The following is a 15,153-nucleotide window of genomic DNA, read 5'->3' as shown; positions in this document are numbered from 1 at the left end:
CGGTTCCAACCTAGCCGACGCCCACGAGGCCACCGCCGCCCAGGGCATAGCCCGCGAAAGCCACCGTGTCGATGAGCCCATGGGCGATGACGAGAGGCCAGACCCGGCCGGTGCGGCGGAAGTACTCGATGAAGATGAGCCCCATCACCGCATTACCCAGGCCCGCGGATAGGCCCTGATAGAGGTGGTAGCTGGCCCGCAGCAGGGCCGAGGCCGCGAAGATGGCGGGCCAGCGCACGTTCAGCTGCCGCAGCCGGGTTGCCAGCCAGGCGACGACGATCAGCTCCTCGGCGACTCCGTTGGCCCAGGCGTTGAGCAGCAGGGAGGGCAGCGTCCACCAGTGCTCGCCCAACCCGGAGGGCACCACGACCTTTGAGGCGCCCAGGTGCACCGCCAGCGCATAGAACGCCAGGCCCGGCAGTCCGATGAGTGCGGCCAGCCCCGCGCCGTGGGGCCAATCTTTGGCGCGGATCCGCAGGCGCAGGGCAGGTCGGGACGTCAGGTGTTCAGCCGGTTGGGGCGGCAGGTGCCTCAGCAGGAGGAAAGCCGCCAGCCCGCCCCATGCCAGGAGCACACCGGAGGTGATCAGCTGAAAAGCCGGATCCAGCCACGCAAGGTGGGACTGGGACTGGTTGAGCAAAGCCTCTTGCTCATTGAGCGGGGTGGGGTCCGTGAGGGCCTCGACCAGCCGGAGTATCGCGCGCAGACCGGAGGCGCCGAAGGTGACCGCCAGCAGGAGGGCGAGCTCGACGCGCAGGGCTCGCCGGTCGCGGGGGAGGAGCTCGGCACTCATGGCTGCCGTTGCTCGCAGGGCTCGTGGCTGTGCTCCGCTGTGCAGTCGCACCCAGCGCTGTGGTTGCCCGCGCCGGGGCGGGGCTCGTAGTTCAGGGAACCCAGGTCACCGGGCTCGGCCAGTGAAAGGCCCTCCACCGGAAGCACCGCTGCGGCGGCCTGCACCTGCTCGCCCAAAGCCAAAAGGTCTGACGCGCTCACACGGTCGCCCACCGCGCCGAGTTGCAGCGCGATCGGCCACCGGCCCGGCACTCGAGACGGGTCAACCAGCGGTACCGTCACCGAGGCCCAACCGCAGAGATTCCACAGTGTGCCCCACGGCGTCCAGGCCGTCTGCGCCCAGAAGTTCAGTCGCGGGCTCAGCCGCGAGAACGCGCCCGGTGCCGGGGGAGCGCACGCCAGCATCGGGGTGGCGACCACGTCCAAACCCGCTGATGACCAGCGGTGAAGCGCTGTCTGACGCATCCGGTGGATGCTGCGCTCCATCTCCTCGCGGCGCCAGCGGGGCACACCCGCGCCCTGCCGCTTGAGCCAGCTCGTGAGCTCCGAGAGTGGCTCTGGCAGCTCCGCGCAGCGGGTGGAGAGCACGGTCGCGAAAAGCTCGAAATTCGCCGGGTCATAAGGCTGTGGTGCTTGGCGGACCTCTGCCACGGATTCCCCGTTGGTCAACAGCGCCGTGGCCCCTGCGGTGGCCGCGGCGATCGCCGGATCGACCCGGGAGTGGTGGTGGAAAGGCTGATTCGTATAGCCCACCCGCAGGCCCCACGGTCGGGTATCGGTCAGCCGATAGGCCCTGCGCGTGTTCGCGAAGGAGTCCGCAAGGTAGCCGTGGGCGGAAGGATTGAAGCCACCCACTGAGGTATCGTGCGCCGGCTTGAGCCCCACCAGCCCACAGCAGGCCGCGGGTACTCGGATGGAGCCACCGCCGTCTGTTGCGTGCGCGATCCGCGCCACCCCGTGGCCCATCGCCGCCGCAGCCCCGCCCGAGGAACCGCCAGTCATCATCGACGCGCTGATCGGGTTGACTGGCTGCTCCTGCCCGACGGGTTCGGTATAGGCGCTGGTCCCGTACTCTGCGCTCGCGCTCGCCCCAACCAGTTGCGCGCCCGTCGCGAGCAGCTTCTCCACCGCGGTATCGCTGTGGGTGGCGCGGAAGCCCTGACCCGCGTTGCCCATCGTTACCCACTCGCCCGCGACCTGCTGGGTGTCCTTCACCAGCAGCTCTTCCCCGGCGAGATGGGAGGTACGACGCGCGGGATCGACGTGCGGCCGGTCATAGACCCGCGCCACCCCCAGCTGCGCAGGTGAAAGTCCGGTCTTTCGGCTCACCGCTGCGAGCCGCTGGGCGAAAGTATCGGGGGCGGGGCTGAGCTGTGTCACACCGGCTAGGTTACCCGCCGGCCCTGCCCACTCCCGTGATGCAGCCCACTAGTATCGGGGCCATGAGCAACACTCCCACCATCGCTTTCCTGGGCCCGCGGGGCACGTTCACCGAGCAAGCTGCGCTCGAGTTCCTGCGCGCAGGCCAGGTGCCCGGCGTGCCCGCCAGCTCGGTCGGCACCGACCCCGAGAGCGCCGCCACACTGGAGCCTCGCACCAGCCCGGCCGAGGCGCTCGGTGCGCTACGTGAAGGCCAAGCCGACTACGCCGTCATCGCGTTGGAAAGCTCCGTGGATGGTCCCGTCGCCCAGGCCGAGGACGCGCTGGTCACCGGCGATCGCGTGCAGATCCTCGCTGAACTGTTGGTTCCCATCCGCTTCGCCATCGGGGTGCGCGCCGGGGAAGCTGAACGGCTCCAGGGCTCGGGCGCCGCTGCAGTCGGTGCGGAGGCCCCAGTGTTCAGCACCCACCCCGTCGCCGAGGCACAGGTGCGCGGTTGGGTGGCCGAGAACCTGCCCGAGGTGCAGTTCAGCCCAGCGCCCTCCAACGCCGCTGCGGCCCAGGCCGTCGCCGAGGGGCGCGCCGATATCTGCGCGGCCCCGCTGCGCGCCCTCGAGATCTACGGGCTGGAAGCGATAGCCACGGACGTCGCCGACGTCGCCGAGGCCTTCACACGATTCGCCCTGGTCTCCCGTCCCGTCCCACCTGCCCCGCGCACCGGCCACGACCGCACCGGTGTGGCCTTCACCGCCCAGCACGACCGCCCCGGCAGCCTGATCTACGCGCTGCAGCAGCTCTCCCTGCGCGGGGTGAACCTCACCCGAATCAGCTCCCGGCCCACCCGCGAACTGCTGGGAACCTACGTCTTCCACATCGAGATGATCGGCCATATCGAGGACTCTGCCGTCGCCGCTGCTCTGCAGGGGCTGCAGCGGGAGAGCTCCTGGATCCGCTACCTCGGCTCCTGGCCGCTAGCCACCGCCCCGCGCGGCGTGGACGAGGAACATCTGGTGAAGATCCTGGGCAACGTCACGTCCGAAACCCCGGATGAAGGCCCCTCCGAGCGGTGGCTGGCCGATATGATGAACCCCGCAGAAGACCACCGGGCTTGAGGGAAGGAAGCGAGAACATGACCCGCTTGTTTCTGGTCCGCCACGGCCAGACCACGTCCAACGAGATCCACGCGCTAGATACCGCGCTGCCAGGCGCGAGCCTGACGATGCTCGGCCGGGAGCAGGCCGGCGCCGCGGGCCGCTACCTGCGCAACGCCAGCGACCGCGTGCACGTCCTGTCCTCCCAGGCGGCACGTGCCCAGCAGACCGCCGCGGGCCTGGCCACCGCCTTCGCTGCCGAGGGGGGATCCATCGCTACGGCCGCGCCGGGCAGCAGCTTCGCAGATGGCTTCCAGCGCTTCCGGGGCCGCGAACTCGCCGGGCTGGTCGACACTGCCGCCGTCGAGCTGGCGGGCGAGCACGCAGGCTCCCTGGCTTCCATCTTCGGCGTGGCCGAGATTCCGGCCGGGGACATGGAGATGAAGAATGACGAGGACTCGCACGAGCTTTACCACCGACTGCTGGGGGACTGGCTGCATGGTCGGATCGACAAGATCGTCCCCGGTGGCTCTTCCGGCGCCCAGGTTCTGACCAGCTACCTGCCGCAGGCGCTCGCCGTGGTCGCGGCGGCACAGGCCGAAGGCGCGGACGCTGTGCTGGTCAGTCACGGCGCTGTGATCCGCCTCGTCGCGACCTGGCTGGGTGCGGTCGACCCGGAGTTCGCTTATCGCGCATACCTGCCGAACGGGCAGGTGGTCTCCATCGCCCTGCCAGAGGACTTCGGCGAGCTGCTGGACCAGGTCGCGGACTTCGCGGGCGAGCAGCTCCGGGATGGGGTGCGTGGCCGTTTCCGCGTCACTGAATGGGGCCCGTTCGGCGTCCCGGAGCTGGCTTAATGCCACCTGCCCCCTCAGCTAATTCCAGCTAGCCCCAGCCGAGCTCGTGGAGCCGGTCGTCGTCGATGCCGAAGTGGTGGCCGAGCTCGTGGATGACGGTGATAGCGACCTGCTCAACGAGCTCCTCACGGGTGTCGACGACGTCCTGCAGCGCCATCCGGTAGATCGTGATCTTATCCGGCAGCGCGCTGGTGTATTCGCTGGTCCGCTCGGTGAGCGCGACCCCCTCGTAAAGCCCCAGGATGCTGGGGGAATCGAGGTTATAGTCCTCGGTGACAATCGCGACGTTATCGACGTTGTCCAGTAGTTCCCGTGGAATTCGACGCAGCCCCTGGTCGACGAGTTCCTCGAACTCCTCTTCGCTGACCTCGATGCTCAATGCTCAATCACTTCCGCTCGTGGCGCCCGCTTAAGGAGTCGGGTTGCCCTCGGAGTTAGCGCCCTCCGGGGCCGGGGAGTCGCCGCGCTTCGGCAGTCGCTTCGGCGGGGTCTTCGGCGGCTTGCCGTTGACGGTGAACTGCTGCCGGGCATCGCCCTTCAGGGTGGCGAAACCGTCGCCCTCCGTCGCGATCAGCGCGCAGTTCGCCTGGCGGGAGCCGGTGGCCCAGGACTCCTCCGGCTGGGTGGTCCAGAACGGGGTCAGGGTGGACTGGTAGAGATTCTCCTCGCCACCCATGTAGTTCTCCGCCTGCTCGGTACAGATCTTGTTCAGAGCGTCGTTTTGGCGCTTGATATCGGGCCATTCATCGCCCTTGAATATCTTGCCCAGATCAACCTGGTGCGTGACTTGCCAGGTGTGGTCCTCGGTGCACGGCACCACGCGGGTGGAGCGGCCCTGCACTTGTACGCAGGTATCCGGTTCGTAGACGCGCGACTGGTCCTGCTCGGCGGCCAGGCCGGTGGTTTCGACGGACTTACCCTCGGCGTCCTGCACCATCACGCCGCACAGCATGGTGCGGTCGCCCTCTGCCCAGGAGGACTCCGGCGGCAGGATCGGGGAGATGGCGTAGCGCCCGTTCGGGTCCAGCTTGCCCTCCAGGTAGCGCATGGTGGGGCCGACGCAGAGCTCCTGGCTGAGCTCGGCCTGGCGCTTGACGTCCGGTAGGTCGCCCTTCACGCCGAACTCGCTGGAGGGGTAGGCACGCAGGTCCTCGCGGGCGGAGACTTCGAAGCGATGTGGCTTCTTGCAGTCCACGGTGAGGAAGTCGGTGTTTTGTCCGCTCGGGGTGCGGGTCCAGTTGACGCACTGGCCGGTGTCCGCGTTCGTGAACGCGGCGGCGTGAACCTCGGGGGCCTCGGCCTCGTTGGTTGGTTGCGCGATGGTCGGTCCGGCGTTGCTATCGGCGACGTAAGTGTAGGCGCCGGTGGCGACGCCACCGCACAGTGCTGCCAGGGTCATGACTGTCACGCTGCGCATCCGGCGAGTCCAGGTGGCGTGACTAATACTCATGTTTCACTTTCTTCGGCGACGGCGGTGCGGGAGGAAACTTTATCCCACCACTATAGCTAAGCTAGAAGCCATGATTGATCTCAAGCTCCTGCGCGAAAATCCAGACCTCGTTCGTGAATCCCAGCGTACCCGTGGGGAGGACCCAGCACTGGTTGACCAGCTGTTGGAGGCCGACCGCCAGCGCCGCGAGGCGATTTCCGCGGCCGATCAGGCCCGCGCAGAGCAGAAGGCTTTCTCCAAGGCGATGGGCCAGAAGATGGCCGCCGCCTCCGATGAGGAGAAGACCCAGCTGCGCGAGGAGGGCAAGCAGAAGGCTCAGGCTGTTAAGGATCTGGAGGCCACCCAGAGCGCTGCGGAGCAGGCGCTGCACGATCTGCAGATGCAGATTTCCAACGTCGTTGAGGGCGCGCCCGCTGGTGGCGAGGAGGACTTCGTGGTCCTCGAGCACGTTGGTGAGCCCACCACCTTCGACTTCGAGCCGAAGGATCACCTGGAGCTCGGCGAATCCCTCGGCTTGATCGATATGAAGCGCGGCACGAAGGTCTCCGGTTCCCGCTTCTACTTCCTCACCGGTGACGGTGCGCTGCTGCAGCTCGGCATGATGCAGCTGGCCGCCCGCAAGGCCACCGAGAAGGGCTTCCAGCTGATGATCCCGCCGGTGCTCGTGCGCCCCGAGGTCATGGGCGGCACTGGCTTCCTCGGTGCCCACGCGGATGAGGTCTACCGCCTGGAGGAGGACGACCTGTACCTCGTCGGTACCTCCGAGGTCGCCCTGGCCGGCTACCACTCCGATGAGATCATCGACCTGGACGAGCCGAAGCGCTACGCCGGCTGGTCCTCCTGCTTCCGTCGTGAGGCCGGCTCCTATGGCAAGGACACCCGCGGCATCATCCGCGTGCACCAGTTCGACAAGCTCGAGATGTTCGTTTACTGCCGCCCGGAGCAGGCCACCGAGATCCACCAGGAACTGCTGCAGCTGGAGAAGGACATGCTCGCGGCGATCGACGTCCCGTACCGCGTGATCGACACCGCTGGCGGCGACCTGGGCTCCTCGGCAGCCCGCAAGTTCGACACCGAGGCCTGGGTCCCGACGCAGAACACCTACCGCGAGCTGACCTCCACCTCGAACTGCACGACCTTCCAGGCCCGCCGCCTGCAGACCCGTTACCGGGACGCCGACGGCAAGACGCAGGTCGCCGCAACCCTGAACGGCACCCTGGCGACCACCCGCTGGCTCGTCGCCATCCTGGAGAACCACCAGCAGGCCGATGGCTCCGTCGTCGTCCCGGAGGCACTGCGTCCGTTCGTGGGCAAGGACGTCCTGACCCCGAAGAGCTAGGCCACCAGGCCCTGACCCTGTACTTCAAGGGTCCTGTAGCGACAGGGCCCTGAACCACGGCGCCCACCACTTGAGCCCCACCACTTCAGCCCCGTCCTCGTGCGGCGGGGCTCCTACACAGCAGAGGATCACGACCATGGCTAAGCTCCCGGCATTCCTATCCCGCGTGGGATCCATCTTCTCCATTGATAGGTGGACCGACTCGGCCTTCATTCTGACCAGCAAGGGGGTGGAGACGCCGAAGCACCCGGAATCCCAGGAGCTCGTGTACGGCCGGATCATCATTCGGGCGGCGAAGCTGCTGATGCGCTACCTCCAGCGCGCTGAGGTGGTGGTCATGCACCACGAGCGGATCCCGGCCGAGGGCGGGGCCCTGCTTGCGGTGAACCACACGGGCTACTGGGACTTTGTCTATGGCGGTATCCCCGCGCACTTCCGCGGTGGGCGCCTCGTGCGCTTCATGGCGAAGAAGGAGATCTGGGATAACAAGTTCGCCAAGGCACCGATGGAGGCATGCCGCCACATTCCGGTGGACCGTGCGGATGGCCAGGCCTCCGTCAATGAGTCCATCGAGCGGCTGAAGGCCGGCGAACTGGTGGGGATCTTCCCAGAGGCGACGATCTCCCGTTCCTTCGAGGTCAAGGAACTGCGCCAGGGGGCGGCGATCATTGCCCGCGACTCCGGCGCTCCGCTGATCCCGATCGCGATCTGGGGTTCCCAGCGAATCTGGACCAAGGGCAGCAAGAATAACCTCCGGCCCAAGGACGCGAAGCTGGTCATCAGCGTCGGCGAGCCCATCGAGGTCACCGAGGATTCCATCGAGACCACGGAGCGCCTCCACGAAGCTATGAAGGCTCAGCTGGACGAGGCTCAGCAGGAGTACGTGCGCCGCTACGGCCCCATGCCGAAGGGCGAGTCCTGGGTCCCGGCCCGTTTCGGCGGCACCGCCCCAACCCTGGAGGAGGCCACCGCCAAGGACCGTGCAGACCAGGCGGAACGCAAGCGCAAGCGCGAACAGCAGGCCCAGCAGGACCGGAAGAATTAATGAACCAGCCGCGGCTGATCGTCAGCGACATCGACGGCACCCTGCTCAATAGCAAGGAGCGCGTCTCCCCACGATTGCGAGACGCCGTCCGCCGGCTCACCGCCAGCGGGACGATCTTCACCCTGGCCTCCGGCCGACCCGCCCGCTGGATGCTGCCGGTGCTCGAGCAGCTGCCGATCCGCCCGCTGTGCATCTGCGCCAACGGTGCAGTGACCTACGATTCCGCCCGCGACGAGATCGTCCGCGCGAAAACCCTCTCGCCCGAGGACATGCGCAGCATCGTCGAGACTTCCCTGGAGCACACCCGGCACCTGCCGACCCACCTGCCGGAATACCTCTTCGGCCGCCAAGCCGGCCCACGGGTCCCGGCCGGCCCCGGCGTGGGCTTCGGCGTGGAGCGCGCGGGTGCCAGCGCCTTCGACCGCGCCGAGGAGCTTTACGTGGTGGAGCCGGACTTCACCCACGCCTGGGAGTCCGAGGAGCACCTCATCTGCCCCGTGGAGGAGGTCATCTCCCAGCCCGCGGTGAAGCTGCTGGGCCGCAACCCGAATGTCACTTCTCGCCAGATCTATGAAGCCCTCGTCGACCACATCGACCCCGCGCTGAGCCACATGTCCTACAGCTGGGGCGGTGGCCTGGTGGAGTTCTCCGCGCCGGGCGTGACCAAGCGCAGCGCCATCGTGGAGCTGATCGCGCACCTCAACGAGCAGGCGGCACCTGGGACGGAACCGATTCGCCGGGAGGACGTCGTCGTCTTCGGGGACATGCCCAATGACCTGGAGATGATCGAGTGGGCCGGGCTCGGGGTCGCGATGGGCAACGCGGAGGACCAGGTCAAGGTGGCTGCGGATGTGGTCACCACCAGCAATGACGACGACGGGGTCGCCGAGGTTCTGCAGCGCTGGCTCTAGGGCTTCGAGCTTTCTTTTCTCGCCGCCATGGCCGTGTGCCCGGTGTTATCACCGCCATTGCCCGGTGCCGCCACGGTCTTGTGTCAGCGCCGTCACCGCCGTGTGTGAGGTGCCGCCACGGCGCGGAAAAACCCGCGCGTGGTTATGGTGGGAGATATGACTGTCTTGGGTGCGCTGAAGAATATTGCCGTGGAGACCGTCGGGAAAACTACCGATGCGTTAAGTATCGGCAACGGCCTCGATGCGCGCGAACTGCAACCGGTTGGCTGGTTCGCGCACGGGCAAGCAGTGGAGAAACTGCGAGCCAGCTACGAGGCCATCCCGCCGGGGGAGAACGTGCGCCTGGCGAAGAAGACCTCCAACCTCTTCCGTGGCCGCAACCAGTCGACCACACCGGGCCTCGACGTCTCCGGCCTGGGTGGGGTGATCGCCGTCGACCCGGTGGCAGGAACCGCGGACGTGCAAGGGATGTGCACCTACGAGGATCTCGTGGATACCGTCCTGCCCTATGGCTACAGCCCGACCGTCGTCCCGCAGCTGAAGACGATCACGCTGGGCGGGGCCGTCACTGGCCTGGGCGTGGAGTCCGCGTGCTTCCGCAATGGGCTGCCGCACGAGGCCCTCATCGAGATGGACGTCCTCACCGGCACCGGCGAGGTGGTGACCTGCTCGCCGACGAAGAACGTCGATCTATTCCGGGGTTTCCCGAATTCCTACGGCTCCCTCGGGTACGCGGTGCGCTTGAAGATCGAGCTGGAGAAGGTCAAGGACTACGTGGAGCTGCGCCACGTCCGCTTCCACGACGTCCACGCGCTCACCGAGACGATGGAGCAGATCATCGAGACCGGCGAGTACGACGGCGAGGCGGTGGACTACCTCGACGGCGCCGTGTTCAGCCTGGAGGAGTGCTACCTCATGCTCGGCCGACAGACCGACGAACCCGGCCCCACCAGCGATTACACCCGCGACCGGATCTACTACCGCTCGATTCAGCACCCCGAAGGCGTACTCCGCGACCGGCTGAGCATTCGCGACTACCTGTGGCGCTGGGACGTGGACTGGTTCTGGGCTAGCCGCGCCTTCGGTACCCAGAACCCGACGATCCGCCGCATGTGGCCCCGCGACCTGCTGCGCTCCAGCTTCTACTGGAAGATCATCGGCTGGGACCGCAAATACGACCTCGCCGACCGCATCGAGGCCGCCAACAATCGGCCCGCCCGCGAGCGCGTGGTCCAGGACATCGAGGTCACCCCGGAGCACCTGCCCGAGTTCCTCGAGTGGTTCTTCCATTCCTGCGAGATCGAGCCCGTGTGGCTCTGCCCAATCCGCATTCGGGGCACCGGAGCTGACGGCACCGAGCTGGTCGGTGAGGGCGAGACCCTGGGTGCAGACAAGGAGCACCCGTGGCCGCTCTACCCGCTGACGGTGGGGCAGACCTGGGTCAACGTCGGCTTCTGGTCCTCCGTCCCCGTCGACCTGCTGGGCAAGGACGCCCCCGCCGGCGCATTCAACAAGCTCGTCGAGGAGAAGGTCAGCGCCCTTGGCGGGCACAAGTCCCTCTACTCCGAGGCCTTCTACGACCGGGAGACCTTTGAGCAGCTCTACGGCGGCAGCTTCCCGGCCCAGCTCAAGGAAGTCTACGACCCGCAGGGGCGCTTCCCCGGGCTGTACGAAAAGACCGTGGACTGGGCCTAGCAGGGCGCCTGACATAGCGCTCGGCCAGGGCAAATGCGGGCGCGTTGACGTCAAAAATTAAAGGGACAACAGAAAAACAGCGAAGAAGGAAAGGCAAGAGAGAACATGAATTCGGGTTTCACTCCAATGACGGTGGCGGAGATCGTGGAGGCAATCACCACCCCGCCGCTGCCTTTCCACGTCACCGGCTTCGACGGCTCCGAGACCGGGCCGGCGGATGCGCGGCTCCGGTTGGATATCACCAGCTCCGATGCGCTGGCATATATCGTCACCGCGCCCGGCGATCTGGGGCTCGCGCGGGCCTATATCACCGGAGCGCTGCAGGTCAGTGGTGAGAACCCCGGCCACCCTTATGGCATGTTCGACGCCCTGCAGACCTTCTACTACGAGTCCTTCCGCAAGCCATCGGCTGCCACCGGGGCGCGCATCGCCCGGTCCCTGAAGCACCTGAATGCGATCCGGCCAATGCCGATCCCGCCGCAGGAGGACCAGCCGGGGTGGAAGAAGGCCCTGTTCGAGGGGCTCTCCCGGCACTCCCGCCAGCGGGATAAGGAGGTCGTGCAGCGCCACTACGACGTGGGCAATGACCTCTACGAACTCTTCCTCGGCGACTCCATGACCTATACCTGCGCCTACTACCCGGCTGATGAGTCGGATACCCCGGAGGGCTGGGATAAGAGCGTGTGGCCGAAGGGCACGGCCGCGAAGGCACCACTCGACCGGGCGCAGGAGAATAAGTACCGCCTGGTCTTCGACAAGCTGCGGCTTTCCGAGGGCGACCGACTGTTGGACGTCGGCTGTGGCTGGGGCGGGATGGTGCGCTACGCCGCCGCCCGTGGGGTGAAGGCCATCGGCGTGACGCTGTCGGAAGAACAGGTCGCGTGGGGGAATGAGAAGATCCGCGAGCAAGGCTTGGAGGAGTTCGCGGAGATCCGGCTGATGGACTACCGCGACGTCCCCGAGACCGACTTCGACGCCATCTCCGCGATCGGCGTGCTCGAGCACGTGGGGCGTCGCCAGTACGAGGAGTTCTTCCAGCTGATGTACGGTCGGCTGCGCGAGGGGGGTCGGATGCTGAACCACTGCATCACCCGACCCACCAACGAGCGCATCAACGCCGGGAAGTTCATCGGCCGCTATATCTTCCCTGACGGCGAGCTCACCGGTTCCGGCACGATCGTGACCCGCATGCAGGATGTGGGCTTCGACGTGCACCACGAGGAGAACCTGCGCTTCCACTACCAGCGCACCCTGCACGATTGGTGCGAGCTGCTCGCGGAGAACTGGGACGAGGCGGTGGCCGTCGTGGGTGAGGCCACCGCCCGGCTGTTCGGCCTGTACATGGCCGGTTCCGAGTGGGGTTTCGAGCACAATATCGTGCAGCTGCACCAGGTGCTGGCCGTGAAGCCCTACGCGGATGGTTCCACCGGCATGCCGGTTCGCCAGTGGTGGGAAAGCTAACGGGTTTTGCTCGGCTATGCGCCGTCGACCGCCAGCACGTACTCGGCGAAGCCGGGCGCGGTGAACTCGAGGAAGCCGTGTTCAGGAGAAGACACCAACCCCTTGTCGATGAGATTCGCCCGTGGCTGACTGAGGGTTTGGGTGGATACACCTAGTTCGTGTGCGATATCCGATCGGGAGACCCGGCCGCCACCGAGACGCGCCATGGCTCGAAGTACCTCTTGCTCCTTAGGTGTTGCTTTGGCCCACCGGGCTCTGAAGAAACTCTGCCTGATCTCATTGAATTCCAAAAGGCCATTCGAGACGTTTTCTTCGGTGATCTGGTATCCGGCGGAAGGATAGTTGGCGTCGGCCCAGGTTTCATCGCCAATCACTTGCAGGAAATAAGGGTAGCCCTGGACGCTAGATAGAGCGAGGGAAAGTGCGGTCTCTGACCATGTGACCTGCTGTGCCTTGGCAGGCTGCGTCAGCGCATTTTGGGCCGCAGGGCCGTCGAGATTGCTGAGATAGACGTAACGGAAGCGCTCAGCGAAACTCACCGCATCGGTGATGGCATCCTGGGCGTGGCTCAGCCCTGCTGCGATGGTCATTGCTGGCAGATCGGGGTTTTCAGCTTGCATGTGCTGCCAGGCATAGGCGAAAGCGCGCATTCCCTCGGGGTCAGCTGCCTGAATTTCATCGATGAGGATTAGGAGCCCTTTACCCTTCTTCGAAGAGTTGTCCCCGGCGTTAGAGAGCAGCTCCTGGAGCTGGCGACCTAAATTCCTTGAGGTTCCGTCATTGATTTGGGGCGCTTCGATCGAAAAGCCTCCCAGGGTGATCCGAAGGTTTTTTATCAGCCCTCGAAAATAGTCCTTGGCCTCGGTGTGCCACGTTTCAGATAGCTCTTCGAGAGCGAGCATGAGTTCTTGGACGAAGGGGCCGTCACCTGCGGTGACGAAAATGGTATTGATACCGATATTTTCGGCCTCGCGTTGTGCGGCGCGGAGTAAGGAGGTTTTTCCGACGCCACGAGGTCCAACGAAAACGCTCACCCGCCCCACAAGCTCCTGAAACTGCGCAAGAAAAGCGAGTTCCCGTCGCAGGTTTTTCATATGCTTCTCGCGACCGTAGGTCTCTTTGGCCACTGAACCTGGCGTGTAGGGAGATGGCTGCATTTTGATACCTCTTGATATATCGCCGATATATCAAAGAGTATCAAATGGCGCTGATAACGGGTTTTGCTGAACTAGTTTTCCCGGCCCACCCAGTACCCTGGGGCACATGAGCACAAACGGGAAATATGACCTCATTGTTGTCGGCTCCGGCTTCTTCGGCCTGACCGTCGCCGAGCGCGCCGCCTCGCAGCACGACGCGCGCGTCCTGATCGTCGAACGCCGCGACCACCTGGGTGGCAACGCCTACTCGGAGGCCGAGCCCACCACGGGCATCGAAGTCCACAAGTACGGCGCCCACCTCTTCCACACCTCCAACAAGCGGGTGTGGGACTACGTCAACCAGTTCACGGACTTCACCGACTACCAGCACCGCGTCTTCGCGATGCACAAGGGCACCGCCTACCAGTTCCCGATGGGCCTGGGCCTGATCAACCAGTTCTTCGGCAAGTACTACAGCCCGGACGAGGCCCGCCAGCTGATCAAGGACCAGACCGACGGCCTGGACCCACGGGATGCCAAGAACCTCGAGGAGAAGGGCATCGCGCTGATCGGGCGCCCGCTCTACGAGGCCTTCGTCCGCGACTACACCGCCAAGCAGTGGCAGACCGACCCGAAGGAACTGCCGGCGTCCAACATTTCCCGCCTGCCGGTGCGCTACACCTTCAACAACCGCTACTTCAACGACACCTACGAGGGCCTGCCGGTCGAGGGCTACGCCAAGTGGCTGGAGAACATGGCAGACCACGAGAACATCGAGGTACGCCTCAACACCGACTGGTTCGAGGTCCGCGACGAGCTGCGCGCCGAGTCCCCGGACGCACCGGTGGTCTACACCGGCCCGCTGGACCGCTACTTCGACTACGCGGAAGGCCACCTGGGCTGGCGCACCCTCGACTTCGAGCAGGAGGTGCTGGACACCGGCGACTTCCAGGGCACCCCGGTGATGAACTACAACGACGCGGACGTCCCGTACACCCGCATCCACGAGTTCCGTCACTTCCACCCTGAGCGCGAGGACAAGTACCCGAAGGACAAGACGGTCATCGTCAAGGAGTACTCCCGCTTCGCGGAGGACAACGACGAGCCGTACTACCCGATCAACACCCCGGAGGACCGCGAGAAGCTGGAGGCCTACCGCAAGCTCGCGGCCGCGGAGTCCGAGAACAACAAGGTGCTTTTCGGCGGCCGCCTGGGCACCTACCAGTACCTGGACATGCACATGGCGATCGGTTCCGCGCTGTCCATGTACGACAACCAGCTGCAGCCCTTCTTCGAGTCGGGCACGCCGCTGAGCCAGCCGCGCGGGCACTAAGCCACGGATTTCGGGGGGTCGGGCTGTGGTACGCCACAGCCCAAAAGGGGGCCAGGGGTGTGCCGAGATGATGTCGCGGTGCTAAACCAGCGCCTCCGCCATCGCGTACAACGTCTGACGTGTGTGGTCGAAGGCCTCGGGCTTGTCGACCATTTCGGCCGCCCGCCCGATCGCCGCATTCAGCAGGGCGATGTCCACCGGGGCCACACCAGGGCAGAAGTCCGCGACGATGGTCTGGAAACCGGCGTGCGAGCGCTGCACCTCCTCGTCGGCGAAGGCCTCCGGGAAGTTCTGCGCCGCAGCGACCAGCGGGCCGTGAGCACCGTGGGCGAAGAGCTCCAGCGTGGCGTCCACATAAGCACGAATCCGCTGGTGCGGCTCCGGTGGGGCATCCGCGATCTTGGCCTCCAGCTCCGCGTTCCACTCCTGAGTAGAGAGAATGAGCAGCTGCACCAGAAGATCGTGCTGGGAGGAGACGTAGCGGTACACGCTCGGCCGGGCCAGCCCGACCGCTGTGGCGACCTCCGCGAGAGTGGGCACCTTGCCGCGGTGCTCCACGATCAGCCTTTCCGCGGCCTGGAGCACCGCGCGGTGCTGGACTGCGCGGTGCTCAGCGACCGTCTCCTCCGTAATCTTCGGCATACCCCCGAGTCTACGTCGGAC

14 protein-coding genes are annotated in these 15,153 nt (G+C 65.9%); 8 read left to right on the top strand and 6 right to left on the bottom strand.

Going from position 1 to position 15,153, the window contains the following annotated elements; translation table 11 throughout:
* Window positions 1-10 precede the first annotated feature (10 nt).
* Entirely contained in the window at window positions 11-793 is a 783-nt protein-coding gene (locus QP413_RS04820; protein ID WP_284780876.1) for a CPBP family intramembrane metalloprotease, read from the bottom strand.
* Window positions 790-2,172 (bottom strand): amidase family protein, encoded by a 1,383-nt coding sequence (locus QP413_RS04815; protein WP_284780874.1) that lies wholly within the window; start codon window positions 2,170-2,172, stop codon window positions 790-792. Before QP413_RS04815 ends, QP413_RS04820 begins: the two co-directional genes overlap by 4 nt.
* A gap of 62 nt (window positions 2,173-2,234) precedes the next feature.
* Between QP413_RS04815 and pheA the strand changes: the two genes are divergently transcribed.
* Together pheA and QP413_RS04805 are read left to right on the top strand one after the other, a co-directional pair.
* Window positions 2,235-3,284 (top strand): prephenate dehydratase, encoded by a 1,050-nt coding sequence (pheA, locus tag QP413_RS04810; protein WP_231837701.1) that lies wholly within the window; start codon window positions 2,235-2,237, stop codon window positions 3,282-3,284.
* A gap of 17 nt (window positions 3,285-3,301) precedes the next feature.
* Complete coding sequence (locus QP413_RS04805; RefSeq protein ID WP_284780872.1) at window positions 3,302-4,120, top strand: histidine phosphatase family protein; 819 nt, start codon at window positions 3,302-3,304, stop codon at window positions 4,118-4,120.
* A 28-nt stretch (window positions 4,121-4,148) separates the two neighbouring features.
* Here the strand turns inward: QP413_RS04805 and QP413_RS04800 are convergent, their stop codons facing one another.
* Both QP413_RS04800 and QP413_RS04795 read right to left on the bottom strand, forming a co-directional pair.
* Window positions 4,149-4,499 (bottom strand): metallopeptidase family protein, encoded by a 351-nt coding sequence (locus tag QP413_RS04800; protein WP_012359402.1) that lies wholly within the window; start codon window positions 4,497-4,499, stop codon window positions 4,149-4,151.
* A gap of 30 nt (window positions 4,500-4,529) precedes the next feature.
* Window positions 4,530-5,570, bottom strand: a complete 1,041-nt coding sequence (locus QP413_RS04795; RefSeq protein WP_284780870.1) for a septum formation family protein — start codon at window positions 5,568-5,570, stop codon at window positions 4,530-4,532.
* Between the two features lie 70 nt (window positions 5,571-5,640).
* Here QP413_RS04795 and serS point away from each other — a divergent pair, with 70 nt between their 5' ends.
* The 5 genes from serS (at window position 5,641) to QP413_RS04770 (ending at window position 12,021) form a co-directional block, all read left to right on the top strand.
* Window positions 5,641-6,909: a serine--tRNA ligase gene (serS, locus tag QP413_RS04790; protein WP_015381125.1), complete on the top strand. Its 1,269-nt coding sequence runs from the start codon at window positions 5,641-5,643 to the stop codon at window positions 6,907-6,909.
* A gap of 136 nt (window positions 6,910-7,045) precedes the next feature.
* Window positions 7,046-7,954: a 1-acyl-sn-glycerol-3-phosphate acyltransferase gene (locus QP413_RS04785; RefSeq protein ID WP_012359405.1), complete on the top strand. Its 909-nt coding sequence runs from the start codon at window positions 7,046-7,048 to the stop codon at window positions 7,952-7,954.
* Window positions 7,954-8,865 (top strand): HAD family hydrolase, encoded by a 912-nt coding sequence (locus tag QP413_RS04780; protein ID WP_012359406.1) that lies wholly within the window; start codon window positions 7,954-7,956, stop codon window positions 8,863-8,865. Before QP413_RS04785 ends, QP413_RS04780 begins: the two co-directional genes overlap by 1 nt.
* 144 nt (window positions 8,866-9,009) lie before the next feature.
* Window positions 9,010-10,560, top strand: coding sequence for an FAD-binding oxidoreductase (locus QP413_RS04775; protein WP_284780899.1), 1,551 nt, complete (start codon window positions 9,010-9,012; stop codon window positions 10,558-10,560).
* 126 nt (window positions 10,561-10,686) lie between these two features.
* Window positions 10,687-12,021: a cyclopropane-fatty-acyl-phospholipid synthase family protein gene (locus QP413_RS04770; RefSeq protein WP_284780897.1), complete on the top strand. Its 1,335-nt coding sequence runs from the start codon at window positions 10,687-10,689 to the stop codon at window positions 12,019-12,021.
* A gap of 14 nt (window positions 12,022-12,035) precedes the next feature.
* On the opposite strand, the gene QP413_RS04765 is transcribed toward QP413_RS04770, so the two are convergent.
* Entirely contained in the window at window positions 12,036-13,148 is a 1,113-nt protein-coding gene (locus QP413_RS04765) for an AAA family ATPase (protein ID WP_168167019.1), read from the bottom strand.
* A 136-nt stretch (window positions 13,149-13,284) separates the two neighbouring features.
* On the opposite strand from QP413_RS04765, the gene glf reads away from it, so the two are divergent.
* On the top strand, window positions 13,285-14,490 hold the full coding sequence (glf, locus tag QP413_RS04760; RefSeq protein ID WP_070761752.1) for a UDP-galactopyranose mutase: 1,206 nt from the start codon (window positions 13,285-13,287) through the stop codon (window positions 14,488-14,490).
* Window positions 14,491-14,571: 81 nt separating this feature from the next.
* Here the strand turns inward: glf and QP413_RS04755 are convergent, their stop codons facing one another.
* Window positions 14,572-15,132: a TetR/AcrR family transcriptional regulator gene (locus QP413_RS04755; protein ID WP_284780863.1), complete on the bottom strand. Its 561-nt coding sequence runs from the start codon at window positions 15,130-15,132 to the stop codon at window positions 14,572-14,574.
* Between the last annotated feature and the right edge of the window lie 21 nt (window positions 15,133-15,153).

Source organism: Corynebacterium sp. UMB4614 (genome assembly GCF_030217065.1).
GTDB lineage: Bacteria > Actinomycetota > Actinomycetes > Mycobacteriales > Mycobacteriaceae > Corynebacterium.
Note: the sequence above shows the minus strand (reverse complement) of the source record. Positions and strands in the feature narration are given on the sequence as shown.